Source organism: Stenotrophomonas sp. NPDC078853 (assembly GCF_044901215.1).
Lineage (GTDB): Bacteria > Pseudomonadota > Gammaproteobacteria > Xanthomonadales > Xanthomonadaceae > Stenotrophomonas > Stenotrophomonas lacuserhaii.
In genome coordinates this window covers 151,726-174,723 of the sequence record NZ_JBJDOQ010000002.1, presented here as the reverse complement: position 1 = coordinate 174,723, position 22,998 = coordinate 151,726, and the positions used below count along the sequence as shown (strand labels likewise).

The following is a 22,998-nucleotide window of genomic DNA, read 5'->3' as shown; positions in this document are numbered from 1 at the left end:
TCGAAGGGGACGCCCTACACTGGGCCTCCCTGTACTGCCTGGACCTGGACGATGCGATCTGCCCTGCCCCTGCTGGTTGTGGCCGCCAGTTTACTCTGCGCCCCCGTGGCGATGGCGTTGAATGAGTTCGGCATCGAAGGCATGGGCGTGGTCTCGACCAAGGCCGGGGAAGGCCGCGCCAGCCTCCGCCCGGATGGCCAGCGCATCATCTTCGCCAGTGACCGCGTCGGCGGCAGCGGTGGCTGGGACCTGTGGCAGGCCGAGCTGCGCGAAGGCCGCTGGCAGGCGCCGCAGCCGCTGGCTTTGAACAGCACGGCCGATGACCTGGACCCGTACTTCAGCCACGACGGGCGCCGGCTGCTGTTCGCCTCCGACCGCGATGGGACGATGGCGCTGTATCGGGTGGCCATCGACGCGGACGGACACTTCGGCGCAGCGGAGCGCTGGCAGGAGGGCGGGGTGCTCACGGCGGAGCGTGGTGCGGCCTTGAGTGCGGACGGGCAGCGGTTGCTGTTCGCGCGGCAGGCCGGCAAGGGACGCGGTTGGGACCTGCATCTGGCGACCATAAGCGATGGAAAGCGCGGCCCGGCGGTTGCGCTGGAGGCACTGAACAGCGCGGCCGACGAAACCGACGGCGATTGGTTGGGCAACGACGGTGCGGTGGTGTTCACGCGTGCCGGCGAGGGCACGGCCCAGCTGTGGCGCAGCGACTGCGCGTGGTCCGCGGCGGCGTTGCAGCCGGTGGCGTTGTCGTTCAATACGGCCGATGGGATGACCCATGCAGCGGTGGTCGATGCGGCCAGGCCGGGTGAACTGTTGCTGGTGAGCAGCAGCGCACGCGCGCCACGGGCGGGTGGTAGCGATGTGTACCGGATGATGGCGCCACGGACGGTGGCGGTGGCCGGGTGTGGCAGCTGACGGGGAAGCGTGACGACCAACGGCCGTCACCCACCAGTGCGAAGAGCAGGCGGCCAGCGGCCGTCTCTACCGGTCCAGCAGGCTGGCGCGGGCCTGTTCGTACTCTGCTTCGCTGATGCGGCCCTCGTCCTTGCGCCGGTTCAACGCGGCCAGTTCGGCCTGCACCGCTTCGGGCAGCTGCAGCTCGCGCGATACGCGGGCGGCGGCCGACGGCAGTTCCGGTGCACGCCGTTTTTCGCGGAACGACGCCAGCGCCAGCCAGACGATCAGCGCGCCGAACACCACCACCCCGATGATCCAGATCATCCAGTGGCCAACGCCCAGGATCTCCATCGTTCCGTTCTCCTCGTGCAGAAGCCGCTATTGTCAGCGCTCGTGCAGCCAGCGCGCCACCTGCGGCGCGAAATAGGTCAACACGCCATCGGCGCCGGCGCGCTTGAAGCACATCAGCGACTCCATCACGCAGGCACGTTCGTCCAGCCAGCCATTGGCCGCGGCCGCCTTCAGCATCGCGTACTCGCCACTCACCTGGTAGGCGAAGGTCGGCACGCCGAAGGTTTCCTTGACCCGCCGCACCACGTCCAGGTACGGCATGCCCGGCTTGACCATCACCATGTCCGCGCCTTCTTCCAGGTCCAGTGCGATCTCGCGCAGGGCCTCATCACCATTGGCCGGATCCATCTGGTAGGTCTTCTTGTCGGCCTTGCCGAGGCTGCCGGCACTGCCCACCGCGTCGCGGAACGGACCGTAGAAGGCCGATGCGTACTTGGCCGAGTAGGCCATGATGCGGGTGTTGATGAAACCGGCTTCGTCCAGCCCACGGCGGATGGCGCCGATGCGCCCGTCCATCATGTCCGACGGCGAAATGACATCCACGCCGGCCCGCGCATGCGACACCGACTGCTTCACCAGTGCTGCCACGGTGATGTCGTTGAGCACGTAGCCACTGTCATCGATGATGCCGTCCTGGCCGTGGGTGGTGTAGGGATCCAGCGCCACGTCGGTCATCACCCCCAGCGTCGGGAAGCGTTCTTTCAATGCGCGCACCGCACGCTGCGCCAGCCCGTCATCGGCCCATGCGGCTTCGGCATCCAGCGACTTCAATGCCGGATCGATCACCGGGAAGATGTCGAGCACCGGGATGCCCAGCTCCACCGCCGCTTCACCGACTTTCAGCAGTTCTTCGATGGACAGGCGCTCCACGCCCGGCATCGACGGGATCGCGGTGCGGCCGGCATGCTCATGCACGAACACCGGATGGATCAGGTCGTCCACGGTCAGCGTGTTTTCGCGCATCATCCGGCGCGAGAAATCATCGCGGCGCATGCGGCGGGGGCGGTACAGGAGGTGCGACATGGGGGGCTCCGTCAAGGCATCAGGTCACTGCAGGCGATAGTCGCGCGGCAGCAGGGGGTCGGGTAGCGGGCGCTGGCCGAGCGCGTCCAGCTGGTCGATTTCAATGGTACGCACCATCGCATCCAGCGGCAGGTCGTTGGGCTCGGTACCGAAGGGGTCTTCCATCTCTTCGCCCAGCTGGTCCAGGCCGAAGAAGGCATACGCCAGCACCGCCGACAGCACCGGCGTGGCCCAGCCCAGCGAACTGGCCAGGCCGAACGGCAGCAGCACGCAGAACAGCCACGCGCAGCGGTGCAGCAACAGGGTGTAGGCGAACGGCAGCGGGGTGGCGAGGATGCGCTCGCAGCCGGCCTGGATGGAGGACAGCGCATGCAGGCGCTCTTCCAGCTGGGCATACAGGATCGGCGACAGCCGGCCGGCGTGCAGCGGCACGGCCAGCTCGGCGGCGATCATCGACAGCAGCGCGTCCAGGGTGTTGCGACGGTCATGCAGCAGCACGCGCTGGTCGGCATCCAGCCATGGGCGTGCCGCCTGCGCTTCGTCCGCGCCGCGCAGGCGCGCGGCCAGGCCGTGCGCGAAGGCAATGGCGAGATGGCCGATACGCGTGCGCCGTGGCGCATCGTCGGGCAGCAGCTGCTGCACCTGGCGGGCCAGCGAGCGCGACTCGAAAATGAGCTGGCCCCAGAGCTTGCGGCCTTCCCACCAGCGTTCATGGCAGGCGTTGTTGCGGAAACTGAGGAAGATCGACAGCACCAGGCCAAGCAGCGCGAACGGCGCGGAGGACACCCGTTCGATGCCCGGCACGTTACCCAGTTCGACCACGGCGGAAACGGCGATGGCCAACAGCAGGATCGCCAGCACCTTGGGCGCCACCGCCGGAACGATGGAGCCCCGCAGGATGTACAGCAGCTGCCAGCCGTGCGGACGTGGGCGGATGATCATGGGGCGTCGGGGGCGTTGGGCGCCGATCTGGCGCTGGGCAGGGCCGGGCGGCCCTCGGGCTGGTCATTGTACGCCTGCCATCCTGCCCTCCCTGCGCACCTGCGACCGAGGGTCGCACCGCAGCCTCAGACGATGCCGCCGCCCAGCCCCAGGCGGAAGACGCCGACCACGATGACGATGCCGTTGAGGATCAGCCCGGTCCAGGCCCGGCCGCGCTTGCTGGGATGGGTGAACAGGATGCCGATCGCTGCGATCAACGCACCCACTGCAGCGAACGGGATCAGGAACCAGTTGCCCCAGCCGAGCAGCGGCACCAGCGCGACCACCATCCATACCAGTGCCACGATGCCCCACAACAGACTGATCAGTCCCATACGCCCTCCTCGCCGATGGATTGGGGCCCACCATAGCCGTTCGCGTGGGCCTCGGATAGGCCCGCATGGGCTTGCCGCCGCGCTCACCGCTGCGGTGCTAGCGTGCCTGCAGGGCCCCGGCGTTGGGGCCGATTCAGATCGATGGACCGATGATCCGCTGCCTACCTACAGGGGTTCGAGCCATGAAGATGACCACCACGACATTCCGCTGGACCGCCGCTGCCGCCGTGCTGCTGCTGGTAGCCGGCTGTGCCAGCACCTCGCGGGTGATGCTGGGCCAGGCCCGCGCCCCCATCGACCCTGCCCAGGTGCAGGTGTATTCCACCCCGCCGGCCGGTTCGGTGGAGATCGCCCAGCTGGAATCGTCCAGTGCGGTGGGCTTCGGCACGCAGGGCCAGACCGACGCGGCCGTGGCGCGCCTGAAGCGCGATGCTGCCGCGCTCGGCGCCAACGGCGTGATCCTGATGGGCGTGGGTTCCAGCGGCTCGCCGGTGGGCATGTCGGTGGGTGCCGGCAGCTACGGTTCGCGCGTCGGCGGTGGCGTGGGCATCGGCATTCCGACCACCCAGCGCAAGGCGGCCGGCGTAGCGATCTGGGTGCCCAACCCGGCGCCCGTCCCGCGCCTGCCGGCCCAACAGATCCCTGCACGTTGAACAAAAAAGGGGACGGAGGGGATTAAGTCGTCTTCAGCCGTAAACGGGCCAGAAACGACTTAATCCCCTCCGTCCCCTTTTTAGTGGGTCAGCGGTATTTCGGGATGAAGACTTCGTTGACCGCCTTGGCCAGCTGGTCCGGCGGCAGCAGGCCCTGGTCCAGCAGGAAGTTGTTGAAGGCCTTGCGGTCGAACTTCGTGCCCAGCGCCAGCTCGGTCTGCATGCGCAGTTCCAGGATGCGGGTGTAGCCGTAGAAGTAACTGCCGGCCTGGCCAGGCATGCGCACGGTGTAGCGGTCCAGTTCCTGGGTGGCCATCGCCTTGGACAGGCTCACTTCGTCGATCAGCACGCGCTCGGCGTCGGCGCGTTCGATCAGGCCCAGGTTGAGCATCGGGTCCAGCATCGCGCGCGCGGCGCGCAGCAGGCGGAACTGCAGCGCGATCAGCTGGCCGTCCAGCGGTTCGTAGGGCACCATTTCCGCTTCGGCATACAGCGCCCAGCCTTCGACGTTGACCGAATTGAACGCGAACATCGTGCGCGCCAGCGAGACACCGCGTTCGACCATCGCGGTGAACTGCAGCTCGTGGCCGGGACGGCCTTCGTGCGCGCTCAACGTCCAGGCGGCGGAACCGAAGTTGAAATCATCGTACTGCGCGCCTTCGCCGGCCGCCGGGTTGCCCAGCGGCAGCACGAAGGTGCCCTGCTGCCCGGTATTGTTGACCAGCGGTGCCGGCAGGAAATGCGGGGCCGGGCTGGCCGCGCTTTCCGCAGCCGAACCCAGCCGCATCTGCATCGCGCGCTGCGGCACATCGACGATCTGGTGTTCGTGGATCAGCGGATCGATCGCATCGATCACCTTGCGGTAATGGCCTTCCAGCTGGTCGTTGGCGATGGTTTCCTTCTTCAGCGCGCGGATCACCGCGACCGGATCGGTCGGGTCGCTGACCTTCAGGCCCTTGGCCTGCACCACCAGCGGCGCCAGCTGGCGCATCGCCGAACGGGTTTCCATGAACTCCAGCTGGGCGCGCTGCATCAGCAGCTTCGGGTCGATGTCGATGCCGACCTGCTTGAGCTGGTAGGCATACACCGGCGCGGGCAGGCGGGTGTCTTCGCGCGCCTTCGGCAGCACCGTGCTGCGCGTCCATGCCGCGTAGTCCTTCAGCTGCCCGGCGAGGGTCTTCATCGCCTCCTCGGCACCGGCGACCTTGTACTTCTGCAGCAGCGATTCGATGCCGCTGATGTAGGTCTCCACGTTGTCCAGCGACTGCTGCACTTCAATCTTCGTCGGCTGCAGCAGCGCACTGTTGGACAGGCGTTCTTCGTAACGCTGGCGGGCCAGCGTGGTCAGCGGCGTACCGCCCGGCTGCAGGCCGGCGTAGGCCTTCAGGCGATCGACCGCCTTGGCGCGGCGCTCGGCCGGCACCTGGTCGGACAGCAGCAGGTTCAGACCGCTGAAGATGGTCTGCGGGGCGTCGCTCCACGGCAGGAAGTACTGCTCGCCCAGCGTGCTGCCTTCGATGCTCTCGCTCGCCGCACCGATCATGATCTCCAGGTCCTGGCGGACGTTGGGATCCTTCTCGCCGGCCAGCTTTGCCTGCAGTTCACCGCGCGCCTGGGTCATCGCCGCGCGATAGCGCTTGGCGTTGTCCGGGCCGAGGTCGGCGACCTTGTCGTCGTAGCCGGGCACGCCGAAGAAGCCGGTGCTTTCCGGCTGGAACGGACCCTGCGCATCCAGCAGGATCTGCGCCAGCTGGTTGCTGCGCGCCACCCAGGCCGGGGCCGCGGCGGGCTTCTTGGAAGCGGCCGGGGCCGCATGGGCCGGAGCGGTGGACAGCAGCGGGGCGGCACCCAACGCGAGGGCAATGGCAAGGACAAGCGGCTTCATCACACACTCCAGGATGCGGGCAATGCCAGCACCCTACGCATTCATGGCGGAAGCGGCAATGCGCCGGAGGTCACGGGGGCGGGCGGCAGCTCATGCCGGGCGATCAGGGCTTCAGGCAGCGGCCGAGGAAATCCTCTGCAATGCGATAACGGTGCAACGCGTCGGCACCGGACAAGCCGTGCTTGGCGCCCGGGTAGGTCATCAGTTCGAACGGCTGGCCGCGCTTCTGCAGCGCGCTCATCAGCACCGTGGAATTGCTGAACAGCACGTTGTCATCGGCCATGCCGTGGATCAGCAGCAGGCGCGAACGCAGGCCCTCGATATGGGTCAGCACGCGTGCTTCGGTGTACCCCGCTTCGTTGCGCCCCGGCAGGTCCATGTAGCGTTCGGTGTAGTGGGTGTCATACAGGCCCCAGTCGGTGACCGGTGCACCGGCCACGCCGCAGGCATAGCGGTTGGACGCCTTGGCCAGCAGCATCAGGGTCATGTAGCCGCCGTTCGACCAACCCTGCACACCGATCCGCGCGGGATCCACCCACGGCTGCTTCTGCAGCCACTCCACGCCGCGCAGCTGGTCGGCCACTTCCACCGTGCCCTGCTTGCCATACAGCGCGCCGCCAAAGTCGCGGCCACGGCGCGGGGTGCCGCGGTTGTCCAGCGAGAACACCACGTAACCCTGCTGCGCCAGGTACTGGTTGAACAGGTGATCGCCGCGACCCGGCCAGGCGTTGGTGACGGTCTGCGAAGCGGGACCGCCGTACACGTACACCGCCACCGGATAGCGCTTGGCGGCATCGAAGCCGGCCGGCTTGATCACGCTGTAATTCAGTGGCGTGCGGCCATCGGCAGCGGTCAGCGTGCCGAATTCCACCGGCAGCTGTGCGTCCCGGTAGCGCGCGTAGGGATGCGCCGGATCGGCCAGGTTGTTCTCCACCAGGGTGGCGATCTTCTCGCCGTTGGCGCGGAACAGTTCGATCTGCGGCGGCGTGTTGGCGTTCGACCAGCTGTCCACGTAGACACTGGCGTTGCGTGCAAAGCTGGCCGTATGCATGCCAGCGGACGGCGACAGCTTCCTGGGCGCGCCACCCTGCAGCGGCACGCTGTAGATGTGGCTCTCGCGCGCTGATTCCATGCCCGCGCGGAAGAACACCAGCCCGGCCTTTTCATCCACGGCCAGCAGCTCATCCACCGGCCACGCGCCGGCGGTCAGCGCGTGCGCCTTGCCGGCCTTGTCGATGCGGTACAGGTGTTCGAAGCCGGTGCGTTCGGACGACCACAGCAGGCTGCCGTCATCGAGGAAACGCAGGCTGTTGTGCAGCGGCACCCAGGTCTTGCTGGTCTCACGGGCGAGCACGCGCTGGCGGCCGTCGGCCAGCGTGGTTTCCACCAGCTCCAGCTGGCGCTGGTCGCGGCTCTGGCGCTGGAAGCTGAGGTGCTGCGGATCGCGCCAGTCCACGCGCGCCAGGTAGATGTCCGCCTCCTTGCCGAGGTCGATCCAGCGCGGCTGTGCGTCCCGCGCCGGCGCGATCACGCCCAGCTGCACGCGCACGTTGGCATCGCCGGCGGCCGGGTAACGCTGTTCGATGACATCGGTGCGGTCGGGGTAGACCTCGTAGCGCTTCTGCACCGGCACCGGGCTTTCGTCGATGCGGGCAAAGGCGATCGCCGAATCGTCCGGCGCCCACCAGTAACCGGTGTGGCGGTCCATTTCCTCGTCGGCCACGAACTCGGCCACGCCGTTGCCGATGGTCGCGCTGCCGTCTCGGGTCAACTGGCGCTGCTCGCCACTGGCCAGGTCGATCACCCACAGGTTGCGGGCGCGGATGAAGCTGACGAAGCCACCGCGCGGGGACAGCTTGGCATCGGTGGCGAAGCCCTCGCCGTGGGTCAGCTGGCGCACGGCGGCGGTGCCCTGCTTGCCCAGGTCGTACAGATACAGTTCGCCACCGAGCGGGAACAGCAGGCTGCGCGCATCGGGCGACCACTGGTAATCCACGATGCCGGTCATGGCCGCGATGCGCTGGCGCTCGCGGCGTGCCTTTTCTTCATCGCTCAGCGTTTCGGTGCCGGGCAGGACGACCTTGGAATCCACCAGCAGGCGGGTCTGCGCGCTGGCGATATCGTAGGTCCACAGGTCCAGCTGGTTGCGGTCGCTGTCCTTGCCGCGCAGGAAGCTGACCTGCGATCCATCGGGCGCCACCTTGGGCTTCATCAACGTCGGGCCGGACAGCGGCAACGAGCCGGTGATGGCTTCCAGGGTGAGTTTTTCAGCGTGGGCGGTGGTGGCGGTAGCGAGCATCAGGGCAAGGGCAGCGAACAGGTGGCGCATGAAAGGTTCCGGTATACGGCTGCCCCAATCCTAACCCGGCGCCGCCGCATGCGCGGAAGCACCGGGCGTGGTCCGGCTTCAGCGCTTGCCGAACAGGTGCTTGCGTTCTTCATCGCTGAGCGGCTTGCCGGCATCCGGATTGACCTGCTGGCGCAGCGCGTACGCACGTTGGGTGGCCGGCCGCGCGGCGATCGCCTGGTGCCAGCGCTGCAGGTTCGGGAAGGCGGCGAAGTCCGGCGGCAGCTTGTCGTAAGCCCCGATCCACGGATAGCTGGCCATGTCGGCGATGCTGTACGCGCTGCCGGCCAGCCATTCGTGCTCGGCCAGGCGCTTGTCCATCACCCCGTGAAGGCGGCTGACTTCGTTGCCATAGCGTTCGATGGCATACGGAATCTTCTCCGGCGCATACACGTTGAAATGGCCCATCTGCCCGCTCATCGGGCCCAGCCCGGCCATCTGCCAGAACAGCCATTCCAGGGTTTCCACGCGCTCGCGCGGGTCGTGGGACAGGAAGCTGCCGGTCTTTTCGGCCAGGTACAACAGGATCGCACCGGACTCGAACACGCTCAGCGGCGCGCCACCACCGGCCGGAGTCGGGTCGAGGATCGCCGGCATCTTGTTGTTGGGCGAGATGGCGAGGAATTCCGGCTTGAACTGGTCGCCGGTGCCGATGTTGACCGGATGGATGCGGTACTCCAGCCCGGCCTCTTCCAGGAACAAGGTCACCTTGTGGCCGTTCGGGGTGGGCCAGTAATACAGATCGATCATGGCGGGTCACTCATCGGGGATGTGCTGCGAGTGTAGTAGGTGGACCCGCTTGGCACTGTCTCATTGGACCAGTACTCTGCGCCCTTTCCTGCAACGCAGCATGCCGTCCATGACCCCTCAGCACCGCCCCAATCCCCTGTCCACCCTGATCTTCGCCTCACGCTGGCTGCAGCTGCCGCTGTACCTGGGCCTGATCGTCGCCCAGGGTGTCTACGTCTACCTGTTCGGCAAGGAGCTTTGGCACCTGATCATGGATGCCAGCAACCTGGGCGAGCAGCAGATCATGCTGATCGTGCTGGGGCTGATCGACGTGGTGATGATCTCCAACCTGCTGGTGATGGTGATCGTGGGTGGCTATGAAACCTTCGTCTCGCGCCTGCGCCTGGAAGGCCACCCGGACCAGCCGGAATGGCTGAGCCACGTCAACGCCAGCGTGCTGAAGGTGAAGCTGGCGCTGTCGATCATCGGCATCTCCTCGATCCACCTGCTGAAGACCTTCATCGCCGCCGGCGCGCTGGACGGCCTGCCGCTGTGCCCGCCGGAACTGATGAACGCTGCCGCCTCGGCCGCCAATGCCGGCGCCGCCAAGTGCGCCACGCTGACCTCCACCGGGGTGTTGTGGCAGACCATCATCCATGCCGTATTCATCCTGTCGGCGATCGGCATCGCCTGGACCGACAAGCTGATGGGCGGCGGCAGCAGCGGCACGCGGGACGCTCACTGACCCGGTGGCAGGGGTGGCTGATCCGCCCCTGCCCTTCCCCCCCGGGGGATGCTAGATTGCACAGCTGACAGTATCTGCCTACGGCGTCGGGAAACGCCGCAGGCTCGTGCCTGGGACCATTGCCAGGTCTTTCGTATCGTCGTTTCAAAGGGGGAAACAGGATGTCGTACGCCAGGAAATCCGTCGTTGTTCGTGCGCGCCTGCTGGCGCCTGCCGTCCTGCTGATTGGCCTCGCCGCCTGTTCAGGCAAAGACGAGACCGCCGCACCCGCTACCGATGCCAAGCCAGCCGCCGCCGCGCCTGCCGCCACCGCGCCCGCCGCCGAACCGGCCGTGTCCAGCAAGGTGCAGGCGATGGGCAGCGAGGAACTGCGCGAAGCGGCCAGCCAGGCACTGCGCGACAACCGCATGTACGCCCCCGCCGGCGACAATGCGATCGAGTACTACCTGGCGCTGCGCGACAAGACCCCGGACGATGCGTCGGTGAAAAGCGCGTTGACCGACCTGCTGCCCTACACGCTGATCGCCGCCGAACAGAACATGGCGCGCGAGGACTTCGAGGAAGGCCAGCGGCTGATCGCGCTGATCGAGAAAGTGGACCCGAAGGCGCCGGCATTGCCGCGCCTGAAGCAGGGCATCACCCGTGGCGTGGAAGTGGCCGCGCTGCGCACCACCGAAGAAACCGAACGCGTCAAGCGCGAAGCCGAGGCCAAGACCAAGCAGTTGGCCGAACAGCAGAAGCTGGCCGAGCAGCGCACCCGCGAAGCCGCCGCGGCGCAGCAGATCGCCTCGCAGCAGGCCGCTGCCACCCCGGCGGCCGCCGCACCCGCGCCGGCCGCGCAGGACGCCGAACGCCAGGCCGCCGCCCGCCGTGAAGCCGAACAGCGCCAGCAGCAGGCCGCCGCACAGGCCGCCGCCGCTGCCGCCGCACGCCAGACCGCAGCGCCCACCCTGCGTCCAGTCAGCACGCCGGCCCCGCGCTACCCGGCCGACGCGCTGCGTTCCAATACCTCCGGCGAAGTGCTGGTGGAGATCACCGTCGGCACCGACGGCTCGGTCACCAGCGCCCGCGTGCTGCGCGCCACCCCGGCCCGCACCTTCGACCGCGAAGCCTTGGCCGCCGTGAAGCGCTGGCGCTTCGAACCGGTCGCCGCACCGGTCACCACCCGCCGCACGCTGGCCTTCAGCCCCGGCGGCTGAAAAAGGGGACGGAGGGGATTAAGTCGTAATCCCCTCGTTTCCCCCACCGCGTGCCTTGCTGCCACAGCGCGGCACGACGTGGCCTGATAACACCGCGCGTCTTCGCCCCGCAGGCTGGGCTTCCACCCCACATGGAAGCCCGCGCCATGCCCCGCCATGCCCGCCTGCTGGTGCCAGGCCTGCCGTTCCACGTCGTCCAGCGCGGCGTCAACAAAGGCGCGATATTCGCCGACGATCTGGACCGCGACCATTTCCTGCGCGTGATGCACAAGGCCTTCGTCAAGCATGACGTTGCGCTGCACGCGTATGTGCTGATGGACAACCATGTGCATCTGCTGGCTACGCCGAAGACCAGCGGTGGCCTGGCCCATGCGATGCGGGCGCTCGGTACGGGCTACGTGCAGGCGTTCAACCAGCGACACGGTCGATCCGGTCCGCTTTGGCAGGGTCGCTTCCATTCCAGCATGATCGACAACGACGCCTACCTGCTGGCGGTCTACCGCTACATCGAACTCAATCCGGTGCGTGCCGGCCTGGTGGCCGGCCCTGAGCAGGCTGCGTGGTCCAGCGTGCACGGCAATCTGGGCCTGCGCCGTGACCCGTTGCTGACCCCGCATCCCGCGCTGCTGATGCTGGGTGGCACCCCCGCGCAACGCCGTGTCGGCTACCGGTCGTTCCTGCGCGATCATCGTCGGGCCAGCGCGGAGGCCCCGGCAATCCGCGAACACGGCAGGACGCAGTGCCCGCTGGGCAGTGCGCGGTTCCTGGAAATGCTGGCTGAAACCCTGGGGCGCCCCGTAGCGGCACGGCCACGGGGCCGCCCGCGCAAGCCAGGCAGCGAATCGCGATAAGGGGACCGAGAGGCGAGTCGAAAACGACTTAATCCCCTCCGTCCCCTTTTTGCTCAGCCGGAGATCGCGAGGCGTTCCTGGCGGTAGCGGTGGATCGCGGCGAACCACAGCAGGGCGGCCAGGCCGAGGTTGGCGCCCAGGTAGATCACCCAGATGGTCGGGCTGATGTGCTCGTGGCGGATCACCTTCAGCAGCATCTGGTTCTGCGACAGGAACGGGATGGCGTACTGCCACACCACGCTCTTCAGCGGATACACCAGCAGCGCGTAGCTGGGCAGCATCGGCAGCAGCATCAGCCAGGTCATGTGGCTCTGGGCTTCCTTCATGCTCTTGGACGCGGCCGACAGGAAGGTCAGCAGCGAAGTGCCGATCAACAGCATCGGCAGCATCACCAGCAGCATCTGCAGCATCGAACCCAGCCCCATGTTGAGCTGGCGGCCAACGCTGCTGTCGGACAGCTGCGCGCTGAGCTTGAACGCCACCAGGGTCAGCACCAGCGAGGCGATACCCACCACGCAGGCGGCGGCGATCTTGCCGCTGACGATGGCGCTGCGCTTGGCCGGGGTGGCCAGCAACGGCTCCAGCGACTGCCGTTCGCGCTCGCCGGCGGTAGTGTCCATCACCAGATAGGCACCGCCCAGGAACGAGGTGATGGTCAGCAGCAGCGGCAGCAGCATCGACAGCATCATGCCCTGCTTGGCCTCGGCTGATGCCAGGTCCTGTGTCGCCACGTCCAGCGGACGGGCGACCTGCGCGTCGATGCCGCGTGCCATCAACCGCAACGAACCGACCTGGCCGTTGTAGGTCTGCAGCGCTGCCTTCAGACGTGCGGTGGGCACATCGGCGGCGCGTCGGGTGCTGTCCTGCAGGATCTCCACCAAGGCCGGCCGGCCATCGCGCCAGTGTTCGTCGAACGACTCGCTGATACGCAGCGCGACATCGATGCGCTGGTCACTGATCGCCTCGTTGAGGTCCTTCGGGGCAGCGGTCGCGTTGAGGCCCTGCGCGGCCAGGAACCGCACCAGGTTGGGTGCGTTCTGCGCGCCGATGGTCGGGATTTCCAGCGGCTGCTCGATCTGGGACTTGACCCGGCTTTCGGCCAGCTTGCCCATGCCGAGGATCAGGATCGGATACAGCAGCGGGCCCATCAGCAGGGTCAGGGCCAGGGTGCGCCGGTCACGCGAGAGGTCGCGCAGTTCCTTGCGCATCACGGTGAACAACGTGGACATGATGCTCATGCGTGCAGGCCCTCTTCGGTGCCGATCAGTTTGACGAAGGCGTCCTCGAGGTTGCTCTGGCCCGCTTGTTCGCGCAGTTCATCGGCGCTGCCGGCAGCCATCACCGTGCCCTTGGCGACGATCACGATGTGGTCACACAGCGCAGCCACCTCCTGCATGATGTGGCTGGAGAAGATCACGCAGCGGCCTTCGTCGCGCAGGCCATGCAGGAACCGGCGCATCGCACGGGTGGTCATCACGTCCAGGCCATTGGTCGGCTCGTCCAGGATCACGTTGCGCGGGTCATGCACCAGCGCACGGGCAATCGCGGTCTTGGTGCGCTGGCCCTGCGAAAAGCCATCGGTCTGACGGTCCAGGATGTCGGCCATGTCCAGCGCCCGCGACAGCGCTTCGGTGCGCTGGGCGATGGTGCCCGCGTCCAGCCCGTGCAGCTCACCGAAGTAGGCGATGTTCTCGCGCGCGGTGAGCCGCTTGTAGACCCCCCGCGCGTCGGGCAGCACGCCCAGCCGGCGGCGCACTGCCGTGGCGTCGACATTGGCATCGATGCCATCCACGGTGACCCGGCCCTGGTCCGGGCTCATCAGCGTGTACAGCATGCGCATGGTGGTGGTCTTGCCGGCGCCGTTCGGTCCAAGCAGCCCGGTGATGCGCCCGTCTTCAGCACGGAAGCTGACGTCCTGCACCGCCTGGATGCGGCCGGTCTTGGTGTGGAATGCCTTGTGCAGGCCCTCTGCGACGATCATGGTTCCCATCCGTTGAACGAGGTGAACGCCGGCACGTGGCTCAGCGAATCCAGGCAGCTGGCATCCACTGCCTTGGCGTCTGCGGTGTCGATGTACTGGCCCAGCACGCGCGGCATGCAGCCGGCGTTGATGCTGCCGTGGCCCTGCCCGCGGGCGACGATGTGGCGACCGTTGGGCAGGCCCTTCAGCACCTGCTCGGCGTAGCGCGGCGGGGTGACCGGATCCAGCTCGCCGGACAGCAGCAGCACCGGCAGGTCGCTCTTGAACGGCGTGGCGGCGTCGGCGGCGGCCTTGTCATGTGGCCACACCGTGCAGGCAGCGAAGAACATCTGCGCCACGTTCGGACCCAGCAGGCGATCGCTCTGCGCAGCAGGCTGGAAGCGCGGTGCGTCCTCGCTGCAGATCACCGACCACTGCATGCCCCGGCTGATCTGCAGGTCCATCGCGCGCGAGGCGTTGCGGGTCAGCGCCGCGAGCGGACCGTAGCGCCCCTGCGCGGCTTCGTCGAGCACCACCGGCAGCAGCGAGGACAGTTCGGGAATGTAGGAGAAGGCGAAGATCAGGCCGAGCACGCTGTCCGGCTTCAGCACATCCTGGCGGGCCTCGGCAGTAGCCGGATCGCGGTAGTCGACCGTCACCGGCGCGGCGGCCAGGGTGTCCAGCACGCTGCGCAGCTGGGTACGGGTATTGACCGGGAAGCGCTTGGCGCAGGCCGCGTCCTTGATGCACTGCGCAGACTGCAGGATGATCGCGTCCTCGAAGGTATTGGCGAAGTCACCGCCGACCACCAGATCGTTCGGCACCACCCCGTCGATCACCATGCTGCGCACGTGCTGCGGATAGCGCGCGGCGTAGCGCTGGGCGACGCGGGTTCCGTAGGAGCCGCCGACCAGGTTGAGCTGCCCGGCACCGAGTGCCTTGCGCACCGCGTCCAGGTCATCGATGGCCTGGGAAGTGGTATAGAAACGCGGGTCCGCACGGCCTTCCAGCGACGTGGCGCACTGGGCGGCGTAGCCCTGGATATACGCTTCGGTGGGATCGGCGTGCTCGTCCATCGGCAGTTCCTTGCCGTCCGCGCCGAGGCAGCTCAGCGGGTTGGAGCCGCCGGTACCGCGCTGGTCGATCAGGAAGATGTCGCGCTGTTTGCGTACCTGGCGCAGCGCGGTGCTGACCGGCAGCGCCACGTCGCTGGCTGCCTGGCCAGGGCCACCGGCCAGGAAGAACACCGGATCCGGCAGGCCGCTGGCCGCCTTGTCCGCATCCAGCCAGGCGATGCGCAGGTCGATCTTCCGGCCCTCCGGCGCGGCGGGGTTTTCCGGCACGCTGAAGGTGCCGCACAGCGCTTCGACATTCGCCGCGGCGACCGCGCCGGTCAGCGTGCAGGGTTTGAATTCGATCTGCCCGTAGTGGCGCCCGCTGGCCGGGCCTTCGGTTCCCGAAGGTGGCGCACTGCATGCAGCACACAGGACACTGGCCAACACCCCGGCCAGTTTCAGGTGGTTTCTGGACATCTTCCTTGCTTCCCCTTGCTGATGGTCATGCGACAAGGACGAGGCCCCGGCGCGGATGTGACCAAGTTACACCGAAGCACGGGAGGGCCGCGATGGGCGGCGGCGGTGCGGGGGATGTTCGAGCGGGAGTCGAGCTGGCTCGACACGACGGGGCCGGTTGGTAGGGAGTCGTACAATGCCGCTCACGCCACCGCGCAGGACCGCCCCCATCAGCCAGCCGATGTCCATCGACCGGATCAGCCTGACCACCCTGCGACTGTTCGTGGCCGTGGCCGAGGAAGGCTCGCTGACCCGTGCGGCCGATCGCGAGGCGATTGCCACCTCTGCCGCCAGCCGGCGCCTGAATGACCTGGAGAGCGGACTGGATGTGGCGCTGTTCACCCGCAACTCGCGCGGCATGCAGCTGACCCTGGCCGGCGAGAGCCTGCTCCAGCACGCGCGACGCATGCTGCTGGCCGCCTCCGCACTGTCATCGGAACTGCTGGAATACCGTCGCGGCATCCGCGGGCATATCCGCATGCTGGCCAACCTGTCGGCCATCGTGGCCTACCTGCCGGAAGAGCTGGAGCAGTTCTTCCTGACCCATCCAGACCTGCGCATCGAGCTGGAAGAACGCCCCACCGGCGGCGTGGTGCGCGGCATCCAGGAAGGCTGGGCGGAAATCGGCGTGTGTTCCGGCGATGGCGAACTGGGCGAACTGACCGCCGTGACCTTCCGCCGCGACCGGCTGGTAATGCTGATGCGGCCGGACCATCCGCTGGCCGGAAGCGGGCCGCTGGCGTTCGCCGATACGCTGCCCTTCGACCAGATCGCGCTGCATGCGGAGAGCTCGATCTTCACCCGTTCGCAGATGGCCGCGCGCGATGCCGGCCGGCCGCTGCGGCGGCGCATCCACGTGCCCGGCTTCGACGCCATCTGCCGCACCGTGCAGGCCGGGCTGGGCATCGGTGTGGTGCCCGAGCCGGTGTTCGCGCTGTTCGGCCGGGCCATGCACCTGCACGTGGAAGCGCTGACCGACGGCTGGGCCCAGCGCGAACTGAAACTGGTCTGGCGCGGCGACCGGCCGTTGTCCACCGCCGCCCAGCAGCTGGTCGAGCACCTTCGACCAAAGATGTAGGCGTTCGCGTTTCGCGAACGGTTTTTCGTCAGAAAGGCATGGCGTCATCCGATGATTGCGACCTACCCTGCCGGTCTAGTCCTGGGAGGGTAGAAGATGTCCGGTCCATTGCACGGCATCCGCGTTGTTGAATTCGGAACACTGATCGCGGCGCCGTTTGCCGCGCGGCTGTTCGCCGAGTTCGGCGCCGAAGTGATCAAGATCGAGTCGCCCGAGGGCGGCGACCCACTGCGCAAGTGGCGCAAACTGCATGGCGACACCTCGCTGTGGTGGTCGCTGCAGGCGCGCAACAAGAAGTCGGTGGCATTGGACCTGAAGTCCGCCGAGGGCGCCGAGGCGGCGCGCCAATTGGCTGCCAGCGCCGATGTGGTGATCGAGAATTTCCGTCCCGGCGGGCTGGAAAAGCTCGGCCTGGGCTGGGATGTGCTGTCCGCGCTGAATCCGGACCTGATCATGGTGCGCATCTCCGGCTACGGCCAGGATGGCCCGTACCGCGACCGGCCGGGCTTCGGCGCGATCGGCGAGGCGATGGGTGGCATCCGCTACACCACCGGTGATCCGAGCACGCCGCCGGCGCGCGTGGGCATCAGCCTGGGCGACTCGCTGGCCTCGCTGCATGGGGTCATGGGCGCGCTGATGGCGCTGCTGCGGGTCAAGACCGGCCAGGGCGGCGGCCAGGTGGTGGACGTATCGCTGGTGGAAAGCGTGTTCAACCTGATGGAAAGCCTGGTGCCCGAGCACGCGATGTTCGGCACGGTGCGTGAACGCACCGGCGGCGCGCTGCCGGGGATCAGCCCATCCAACACCTACCCCACCGCCGATGGCAGCTTCGTGGTGATCGCCGGCAACAGCGATCCGATCTTCCGCCGCCTGATGCGCGCGATCGACCGCAACGACCTGGCCGACGATGCCGCGCTGGCGACCAATCCGGGCCGGGTGCTGCGCAATGCCGAGCTGGATGCGGCCATTACCCACTGGACCAGCGGGCTGCACATCGATGCAGTGCTGGCCGCGCTGGACGCGGCCGACGTGCCCGCCGGGCGCATCTACTCGGCCGCCGATATCGTCGCCGATCCACACTACCGTGCACGCGGCATGCTGCTGGAAACCACCCTGCCCGATGGCCAGCCGATCACCCTGCCGGGCATCGTGCCGAAGCTGTCGGCCACACCGGGCCGGATGCACTGGACCGGCCCGGCACTCGGCGAACACACCGACCAGGTACTGGCCACGCTGGGCATGACCGCCGCCGCCATCGCGACCGCCAGCGGCCGCACCGGAGAATCCGCATGAGTACTGTCCGTCCGTTGATCGTGCAGGAAGTCTGCCTGCGCGATGGCCTGCAGATCGAACCGGTGTTCGTGCCCACGGCCGACAAGATCCGCCTGGCCGATGCCTTCAGCGCACTTGGCTTTGCGCGCATCGAAGTCAGCAGTTTCGTCTCGCCCAAGGCCGTGCCGGCACTGGCCGATGCGTCCGAAGTATTCGCCGGCATGCAGCGCGCGCCTGGCACGGTGTACGTGGCATTGGTACCCAACCTGAAGGGCGCTGAGCGCGCGTTGGCCGCCGGTGCCGGTGAGCTCAACCTGGTGATGTCGGCCGGGCAGACCCACAACCTGGCCAACATGCGCATGACCACCGAGGAAAGCTTCGACGGCTTTGCGCGGATTGCCGCGCTGCCGCGTGGCGATGTGCTGCTCAACGGCAGCGTGGCGACCGCCTTCGGTTGTCCGTTCGAGGGCGAGCAGCCGGTGGCCAAGGTGCTCGACCTGGTGCGCCGTTACCTGGACCTGGGCTGCACCGGGATCACCCTGGCCGACACCACCGGCATGGCCAATCCGCGCCAGGTCGCCGCGCTGGTGGAGCAGGCGTTGCCGCTGGTCGGCGCCGACGCGCTGACCCTGCATTTCCACAATACGCGCGGGCTGGGCCTGGCCAACGTGGTGGCTGCCTACGATGCCGGTGCACAGCGTTTCGATGCCGCGCTGGGGGGGCTCGGCGGGTGCCCGTTCGCACCCGGTGCCTCCGGCAACATCTGCACCGAAGACCTGGTGGCGATGTGCGAGGAGATGGGCATCCCGACCGGCTTGGACTTGCCTGCGCTGATCGCCCTGTCGCGCGGGCTACCGGCGCTGGTCGGCCATGAAACCGCCGGCCAGGTGGCCAAGGCCGGCCGCGTCGCCGACCTGCACCCCGCACCGCCGGGGCTGCGCGCCGCGTAAGCCTTTCGTCCTTCATCGCGCAGGGCATCGCCCTGCGAAATCAACAACGCTTCATTCCTGGGAGGGAATCATGCACGAGTGGTTTGTGCTGGCGAACGCTCTGTTCGCCATTCTGTTGATCGTCCTGTTGATCATCTATTTCAAGGTCAACCCGATGATCGCGCTGATCGCCGGCCCGCTGTACCTGGGGCTGTCGTCCGGACTCGGCTTCGGCCCCACCATCGAGGCCATCACCGATGGCTTCGGCGACCTGATGGGCAAGATCGGCCTGCTGATCGGTTTCGGCGTGATGATCGGCGCGTTCCTGCACCGCATGGGTGCCTTCCAGCAGGTCGTGCGCCTGCTGGTGCGCACCTTCAAGCCGACGCAGATGCCGTATGCGTTCGCCACCATCCTGACCTCGATCTTCCCGCCGATCTATACCGACGTGCTGCTGCTGATGTCCGCGCCGCTGGCCCGTGCCACGGCCAAGCGCATCGGCGGCGACGCACTGCCGAAGATGGCGGGCGCGGTGGGCGTAGGCATCTACCTGGCACTGACCATGGTGGTGCCGGGCGTGGCCGCGCTGGCGCTGTCGGCGGTGCTGGACGTGGAGCTGGGCACGATGCTGCTGGTCGGCCTGGCGATCGCGGTCCCGACCGTGTTCCTGACCTTGTGGGGCTTCCATTTCCTGCTGCGTCGCGGCTTCTGGAATCCGCAAACCGACGAACTGCCCGACGACCAGGCACCGGCGGTGGTTGCCGCCGAGATCAGGGACGAGGACAACGCGGTGCCGCTGAAGTTGTCGCTGCTGCCGATCATCGTGCCGCTGCTGATGATCGCCACCGGCGCACTGGACCGCGCATTGAACCTGGACATCCCGGCGCTGGCCGCGGTGGGCAACTCCACCTTCGCCCTGTTCTGCGGCCTGGTGCTGGCCTTCGTGATCGCCCGCTTCACGGTGCCCGCGCAGGACCGCAGTGGCGCGGTGACCGATGCATTCAAGGAAAGCGGACAGATCCTGCTGCTGACCGGCGTGGCCGGCTCGCTGTCGGCGGTGGTCGCCACCACCGGCCTGGGCGACATCCTGTCCGGTTACTTCAGCGCCAACTCAGCGGCCCCCCTACTGCTGGTGTGGGTCGTGGCGGCCATCCTGCACATCGCCATCGGTTCGGTGTCGGCCTCGGCGATCACCGCCGCCAGCATGCTGGCCCCGGCGCTGCATTCGCTGGATGTGCCGCCGGTGCTGGTGGCCCTGGCCGCAGGCTCCGGGTCGCTGTTCCTGGTGCACGTCACCAGCAATACGTTCTGGCTGATGCAGACCACCTTCGGCATGACCCTGCGCGGCACGCTGAAGACCCTGAGCCTGCCGGTGTCGCTGGCCTCGGTGGTGTCGCTGCTGCTGATCCTGGCGGCCAGCGCGATCTTCTGATCGATCCTTTTTTCCATCTGTGTACGGCGGAGGGGCCGGACCCATGAACATCACACGCAATGCAATGCTGATCGCCTTCGGGCTGGCCAGTGCGCCTGCACTGGCCGCAGAAAACGAAGGTTTCCTGGCCGGTGCCAGCGCGGACCTGACCGCGACCAACTTCTATTACAACCGTGATTTCCGCAGCGGCAGCGGCCAGGGCAAGCGCGAGGAATGGGCGCAGGGCTTCCTGCTCGATGCGCGCAGCGGCTACACGCCGGGCGTGGTCGGCTTCGGCATCGACGTGCTGGGCATGGCGGATTTCAAGCTGGATGGACTGCAGTCCGAAGTCGGCACCGGCATCCTGCCCTACGACGAAGACGGCGCGCGTTCGGCGTTCGGCCGCATCGCGCTGACCGGCAAGGCCAAGGCCGGCCCGGCCGAACTGCGCGTGGGCAGCCACATCGCATCCAACCTGCTGCTGAAATCCAACACCAGCCGCCTGCTGCCACAGACCTTCGAAGGCGCCTCGCTGGGCGCGGCGTGGGACAACGGCGTGGAGCTGGGCTATGCACGCTACGACCGTTCCTGGTACCGCGATGGGACCGAGCGGGTGGACCTGACCCTCACCAACAAGGACCGCCGCTTCAATGGCACACCCGATGCCGACGGCTTCGAACTGGTCACCGCCTCGTGGGCGCCGGATGATCGGTTCACGCTGCACTACGAGCACGGCGAACTGCGCGATCTGTACCGGCAGCAGGTGGCATCGGTGGCGTTCAAGCAGCCGCTGGCGCTGGGCAGACTGAGCACGGAAGTACGCTATTACGTGTCCGACGACGTAGGCCCCGCACTGGCCGGGGTTGTCGACAACCGTGCGTTGAACGCGCTGGTGGCGTGGCAGCACGCCGGCCAGGAGTTCGCGGTGATGTGGCAGGACATGAACGGTGATACGGCGATGCCGTTCGTGGGCGGCACCGATGGCAACGTCTTCAACTGGACCTTCATCAACGACTTCATGGAACGCGACGAACGCAGCTGGCAGCTGCGTTACCAGCTGGACGGCAAGCAGATCAACCTGCCTGGCCTGAAGTTCCTGGTGCGCTACGTGAAGGGCGACAACGCGCGCCCGGCCACGTTCAGCGGCGAGGGCCGGCAGTGGCAGCGTGATGTCGAGATCGGCTACACGTTCCAGAGCGAAGCGTTGAAGCACCTGTCGGTACGCTGGCGCAACGGTTTCTTCCGTTCCAACTACCAGCGCGATGCCGAAGAGAACCGGGTGATGGTGGTGTATGACGTGCCGCTGTGGGCGGGCCAGGGCTGAGAGCGCACGGCAACGTCAACGTCAAAAGCTGCACGGGTGCGTGTTGGCGGGGCGGGGTGGGTCGGCGGGGGACGGCAAAAACTGCATCCATGCGGGCCTTGTTTCGCGCCATCCATGGCGCTCGACACCCCCGCCAACCCACCCCGCCCCACCTTCGACAGGTCCATGGGGGCCATGGGGCCTGCGGGCATCGGTAGCGCCCACCCATGGTCGGCGAGCGCAGCGGGCCGCTGGCGGGAACATTCCGCCGACCATGGGTCGGCGCTACCAGGGCGCAGTGGCGTGTCGGGAGGAGGGAGCCCCTGAGTCAGGGGCGGCCGCGAAGCGGCGGGGTGTGGGTGCCAGTGAGATGGGGCCCGCGGTTTGCGCAGCAAAGCGTGGGAGCGACAGCGCGAATGCGATGGCGTGGACCCGCGCCATGGATGGCGCGAAACGAGGCCCGCATGGGTGAGGGCGCTTTGCTCGCGAAGCACCGCTTCGCAAGCGCCCGAACGCACAGCCGCCCAGCGGCTGGGCCGGACCCCGGAGGGGCGGTTTTTGCCGTCCCCCGACCAGCCCCACCGCCCGGCCCACCCAAAGCTGCGACTGTCGCGCCACCCGCGAGGGGGTTTCACCCGTTCGACCAGACTACTTGCTGGAAACGTACTTCTCGCGCCGGATCTGCGGATTACCCAGGCCCGCCAGCTTCAGCGCGTCCACGCAGGCATCCACCATGTCCGGGTTGCCGCACAGGTAGGCGATGTCGGTGGCGGCATCCGGCGCAAGATCAGCCAGGTGCTGCTGCACGTACCCATGGCGCACGTCCGGACCGGGGTCGGCCGGCAGCTCGCGGGACAGGCACGGGATGTAGCGGAAGTTCGGCTGGGCCGCGGCAAACGCTTCGAAATCCTCGCTGTACAACAGCTCGGCCGGGCTCCGGGCGCCCTGCAGCAGCACCACCTGGAGCCCACGCTCGGCCATGGCGGTGGCCAGCAGGGGCAGCATCGAGCGATACGGGGTGACCCCGGTGCCGGTGGCGATCAGCAGGTAGCGGCCATTGAGGTCGCCTGGCTGCAGGCAGAACCGGCCGTACGGCCCGCTGGCGCTCAGCTGACCGCCGATGTCCAGGCCTTCGAACAGCGCCGTGGCGGCGCCGCCGGGGACGAAACTGACCGCGATATCCACCGCCTCGCCTGGCCCCAGCGCGTGGTCGTGGAGGGTCGCCAGCGAGTAGCTGCGCTTGGTCTGCGTGCCATCGGCGTACTGGAAATGGACCTGGATGAACTGGCCGGGCTGGAAATCCAGCGGCTGGCCGTCATCGCGGAGGAACTGGTAATGGCCTACGGTCGGCGCCAGCATGCGGCGGTCGACCAGCTTCATGGGAAATTGGACTGGCACGGCAGTGGGAACAGTGTGTAGCCGGGGCAAGCCCGTGGGGGGATCTATAATAGCCCTCCCTGCACTCCTCCATGCGC

General features: G+C 67.6%; 21 protein-coding genes. 10 read left to right on the top strand and 11 right to left on the bottom strand.

Features of this window, described 5'->3' with window-relative positions:
• Nucleotides 1-51 precede the first annotated feature (51 nt).
• Nucleotides 52-918 (top strand): hypothetical protein, encoded by an 867-nt coding sequence (locus tag ACI2JH_RS02995; RefSeq protein ID WP_404735394.1) that lies wholly within the window; start codon nucleotides 52-54, stop codon nucleotides 916-918.
• A 66-nt stretch (nucleotides 919-984) separates the two neighbouring features.
• Here ACI2JH_RS02995 and ACI2JH_RS02990 read toward each other — a convergent pair whose 3' ends face one another.
• The 4 genes from ACI2JH_RS02990 to ACI2JH_RS02975 all read right to left on the bottom strand — a co-directional run bounded on the left by ACI2JH_RS02990 (nucleotide 985) and on the right by ACI2JH_RS02975 (nucleotide 3,590).
• On the bottom strand, nucleotides 985-1,251 hold the full coding sequence (locus tag ACI2JH_RS02990; protein ID WP_042613204.1) for a gas vesicle protein GvpG: 267 nt from the start codon (nucleotides 1,249-1,251) through the stop codon (nucleotides 985-987).
• 33 nt (nucleotides 1,252-1,284) lie between these two features.
• Nucleotides 1,285-2,274: a porphobilinogen synthase gene (hemB, locus tag ACI2JH_RS02985; RefSeq protein ID WP_404735393.1), complete on the bottom strand. Its 990-nt coding sequence runs from the start codon at nucleotides 2,272-2,274 to the stop codon at nucleotides 1,285-1,287.
• Nucleotides 2,275-2,298: 24 nt separating this feature from the next.
• Nucleotides 2,299-3,216 carry a bestrophin family protein gene (locus tag ACI2JH_RS02980; RefSeq protein ID WP_404735392.1) on the bottom strand — a complete coding sequence of 306 codons (918 nt, stop codon included), beginning with the start codon at nucleotides 3,214-3,216 and terminating at the stop codon, nucleotides 2,299-2,301.
• A 125-nt stretch (nucleotides 3,217-3,341) separates the two neighbouring features.
• Nucleotides 3,342-3,590, bottom strand: a complete 249-nt coding sequence (locus ACI2JH_RS02975) for a hypothetical protein (protein WP_404735391.1) — start codon at nucleotides 3,588-3,590, stop codon at nucleotides 3,342-3,344.
• A 188-nt stretch (nucleotides 3,591-3,778) separates the two neighbouring features.
• Here ACI2JH_RS02975 and ACI2JH_RS02970 point away from each other — a divergent pair, with 188 nt between their 5' ends.
• On the top strand, nucleotides 3,779-4,243 hold the full coding sequence (locus tag ACI2JH_RS02970; protein WP_101099492.1) for a hypothetical protein: 465 nt from the start codon (nucleotides 3,779-3,781) through the stop codon (nucleotides 4,241-4,243).
• 88 nt (nucleotides 4,244-4,331) lie between these two features.
• On the opposite strand, the gene ACI2JH_RS02965 is transcribed toward ACI2JH_RS02970, so the two are convergent.
• From ACI2JH_RS02965 to ACI2JH_RS02955, 3 genes are all read right to left on the bottom strand, one after another.
• A complete protein-coding gene (locus ACI2JH_RS02965; RefSeq protein WP_404735390.1) occupies nucleotides 4,332-6,128 on the bottom strand; it encodes a DUF885 domain-containing protein in 1,797 nt (598 codons plus the stop codon).
• Nucleotides 6,129-6,231: 103 nt separating this feature from the next.
• Nucleotides 6,232-8,457, bottom strand: coding sequence for a DPP IV N-terminal domain-containing protein (locus tag ACI2JH_RS02960; protein WP_404735389.1), 2,226 nt, complete (start codon nucleotides 8,455-8,457; stop codon nucleotides 6,232-6,234).
• Between the two features lie 78 nt (nucleotides 8,458-8,535).
• Nucleotides 8,536-9,225, bottom strand: coding sequence for a glutathione binding-like protein (locus ACI2JH_RS02955; RefSeq protein WP_191771099.1), 690 nt, complete (start codon nucleotides 9,223-9,225; stop codon nucleotides 8,536-8,538).
• 109 nt (nucleotides 9,226-9,334) lie between these two features.
• On the opposite strand from ACI2JH_RS02955, the gene ACI2JH_RS02950 reads away from it, so the two are divergent.
• The 3 genes from ACI2JH_RS02950 (at nucleotide 9,335) to ACI2JH_RS02940 (ending at nucleotide 11,999) form a co-directional block, all read left to right on the top strand.
• Nucleotides 9,335-9,949 (top strand): TIGR00645 family protein, encoded by a 615-nt coding sequence (locus tag ACI2JH_RS02950; protein ID WP_191771098.1) that lies wholly within the window; start codon nucleotides 9,335-9,337, stop codon nucleotides 9,947-9,949.
• Between the two features lie 161 nt (nucleotides 9,950-10,110).
• On the top strand, nucleotides 10,111-11,148 hold the full coding sequence (locus ACI2JH_RS02945; RefSeq protein ID WP_101099374.1) for an energy transducer TonB: 1,038 nt from the start codon (nucleotides 10,111-10,113) through the stop codon (nucleotides 11,146-11,148).
• Between the two features lie 146 nt (nucleotides 11,149-11,294).
• On the top strand, nucleotides 11,295-11,999 hold the full coding sequence (locus ACI2JH_RS02940) for a transposase (RefSeq protein WP_404735388.1): 705 nt from the start codon (nucleotides 11,295-11,297) through the stop codon (nucleotides 11,997-11,999).
• 53 nt (nucleotides 12,000-12,052) lie between these two features.
• On the opposite strand, the gene ACI2JH_RS02935 is transcribed toward ACI2JH_RS02940, so the two are convergent.
• The 3 genes from ACI2JH_RS02935 to ACI2JH_RS02925 are packed head-to-tail and all read right to left on the bottom strand — an operon-like array spanning nucleotide 12,053 to nucleotide 15,491.
• Nucleotides 12,053-13,237: an ABC transporter permease gene (locus ACI2JH_RS02935; protein WP_101099375.1), complete on the bottom strand. Its 1,185-nt coding sequence runs from the start codon at nucleotides 13,235-13,237 to the stop codon at nucleotides 12,053-12,055.
• A complete protein-coding gene (locus ACI2JH_RS02930) occupies nucleotides 13,234-13,980 on the bottom strand; it encodes an ATP-binding cassette domain-containing protein (protein WP_404735387.1) in 747 nt (248 codons plus the stop codon). Before ACI2JH_RS02930 ends, ACI2JH_RS02935 begins: the two co-directional genes overlap by 4 nt.
• Complete coding sequence (locus ACI2JH_RS02925; RefSeq protein ID WP_404735386.1) at nucleotides 13,977-15,491, bottom strand: alpha/beta fold hydrolase; 1,515 nt, start codon at nucleotides 15,489-15,491, stop codon at nucleotides 13,977-13,979. Before ACI2JH_RS02925 ends, ACI2JH_RS02930 begins: the two co-directional genes overlap by 4 nt.
• Before the next feature lie 175 nt (nucleotides 15,492-15,666).
• On the opposite strand from ACI2JH_RS02925, the gene ACI2JH_RS02920 reads away from it, so the two are divergent.
• From ACI2JH_RS02920 to ACI2JH_RS02900, 5 genes are all read left to right on the top strand, one after another.
• Complete coding sequence (locus tag ACI2JH_RS02920) at nucleotides 15,667-16,608, top strand: LysR substrate-binding domain-containing protein (RefSeq protein ID WP_404735385.1); 942 nt, start codon at nucleotides 15,667-15,669, stop codon at nucleotides 16,606-16,608.
• Nucleotides 16,609-16,704: 96 nt separating this feature from the next.
• Nucleotides 16,705-17,901 (top strand): CaiB/BaiF CoA-transferase family protein, encoded by a 1,197-nt coding sequence (locus ACI2JH_RS02915; protein ID WP_101099381.1) that lies wholly within the window; start codon nucleotides 16,705-16,707, stop codon nucleotides 17,899-17,901.
• The gene (locus tag ACI2JH_RS02910; RefSeq protein WP_404735384.1) at nucleotides 17,898-18,830 is read left to right on the top strand and encodes a hydroxymethylglutaryl-CoA lyase; all 933 of its coding nucleotides are present in this window, start codon (nucleotides 17,898-17,900) and stop codon (nucleotides 18,828-18,830) included. The genes ACI2JH_RS02915 and ACI2JH_RS02910 overlap by 4 nt, the downstream gene beginning before the upstream one ends.
• 70 nt (nucleotides 18,831-18,900) lie before the next feature.
• Complete coding sequence (locus tag ACI2JH_RS02905) at nucleotides 18,901-20,241, top strand: GntP family permease (protein WP_404735383.1); 1,341 nt, start codon at nucleotides 18,901-18,903, stop codon at nucleotides 20,239-20,241.
• A gap of 43 nt (nucleotides 20,242-20,284) precedes the next feature.
• Nucleotides 20,285-21,544, top strand: a complete 1,260-nt coding sequence (locus tag ACI2JH_RS02900; RefSeq protein WP_404735382.1) for an OprD family outer membrane porin — start codon at nucleotides 20,285-20,287, stop codon at nucleotides 21,542-21,544.
• Between the two features lie 627 nt (nucleotides 21,545-22,171).
• Here the strand turns inward: ACI2JH_RS02900 and ACI2JH_RS02895 are convergent.
• Nucleotides 22,172-22,921: a ferredoxin--NADP reductase gene (locus tag ACI2JH_RS02895; RefSeq protein WP_404735381.1), complete on the bottom strand. Its 750-nt coding sequence runs from the start codon at nucleotides 22,919-22,921 to the stop codon at nucleotides 22,172-22,174.
• Nucleotides 22,922-22,998 lie beyond the last annotated feature (77 nt).

Bases quoted from the DNA above. Each gene is read 5' to 3' on its own strand.
- ACI2JH_RS02930 (WP_404735387.1), bottom strand. From the start codon at position 13,980: ATGATCGTCGCAGAGGGCCTGCACAAGGCATTCCACACCAAGACCGGC.
- ACI2JH_RS02910 (WP_404735384.1), top strand. From the start codon at position 17,898: ATGAGTACTGTCCGTCCGTTGATCGTGCAGGAAGTCTGCCTGCGCGAT.
- ACI2JH_RS02995 (WP_404735394.1), top strand. From the start codon at position 52: ATGCGATCTGCCCTGCCCCTGCTGGTTGTGGCCGCCAGTTTACTCTGC.
- ACI2JH_RS02925 (WP_404735386.1), bottom strand. From the start codon at position 15,491: ATGTCCAGAAACCACCTGAAACTGGCCGGGGTGTTGGCCAGTGTCCTG.
- ACI2JH_RS02955 (WP_191771099.1), bottom strand. From the start codon at position 9,225: ATGATCGATCTGTATTACTGGCCCACCCCGAACGGCCACAAGGTGACC.
- ACI2JH_RS02970 (WP_101099492.1), top strand. From the start codon at position 3,779: ATGACCACCACGACATTCCGCTGGACCGCCGCTGCCGCCGTGCTGCTG.
- ACI2JH_RS02975 (WP_404735391.1), bottom strand. From the start codon at position 3,590: ATGGGACTGATCAGTCTGTTGTGGGGCATCGTGGCACTGGTATGGATG.
- ACI2JH_RS02965 (WP_404735390.1), bottom strand. From the start codon at position 6,128: ATGAAGCCGCTTGTCCTTGCCATTGCCCTCGCGTTGGGTGCCGCCCCG.
- ACI2JH_RS02990 (WP_042613204.1), bottom strand. From the start codon at position 1,251: ATGGAGATCCTGGGCGTTGGCCACTGGATGATCTGGATCATCGGGGTG.
- ACI2JH_RS02945 (WP_101099374.1), top strand. From the start codon at position 10,111: ATGTCGTACGCCAGGAAATCCGTCGTTGTTCGTGCGCGCCTGCTGGCG.
- ACI2JH_RS02920 (WP_404735385.1), top strand. From the start codon at position 15,667: ATGCCGCTCACGCCACCGCGCAGGACCGCCCCCATCAGCCAGCCGATG.
- ACI2JH_RS02950 (WP_191771098.1), top strand. From the start codon at position 9,335: ATGACCCCTCAGCACCGCCCCAATCCCCTGTCCACCCTGATCTTCGCC.
- ACI2JH_RS02935 (WP_101099375.1), bottom strand. From the start codon at position 13,237: ATGAGCATCATGTCCACGTTGTTCACCGTGATGCGCAAGGAACTGCGC.
- ACI2JH_RS02940 (WP_404735388.1), top strand. From the start codon at position 11,295: ATGCCCCGCCATGCCCGCCTGCTGGTGCCAGGCCTGCCGTTCCACGTC.
- ACI2JH_RS02915 (WP_101099381.1), top strand. From the start codon at position 16,705: ATGTCCGGTCCATTGCACGGCATCCGCGTTGTTGAATTCGGAACACTG.
- ACI2JH_RS02905 (WP_404735383.1), top strand. From the start codon at position 18,901: ATGCACGAGTGGTTTGTGCTGGCGAACGCTCTGTTCGCCATTCTGTTG.
- ACI2JH_RS02900 (WP_404735382.1), top strand. From the start codon at position 20,285: ATGAACATCACACGCAATGCAATGCTGATCGCCTTCGGGCTGGCCAGT.
- hemB (WP_404735393.1), bottom strand. From the start codon at position 2,274: ATGTCGCACCTCCTGTACCGCCCCCGCCGCATGCGCCGCGATGATTTC.
- ACI2JH_RS02980 (WP_404735392.1), bottom strand. From the start codon at position 3,216: ATGATCATCCGCCCACGTCCGCACGGCTGGCAGCTGCTGTACATCCTG.
- ACI2JH_RS02960 (WP_404735389.1), bottom strand. From the start codon at position 8,457: ATGCGCCACCTGTTCGCTGCCCTTGCCCTGATGCTCGCTACCGCCACC.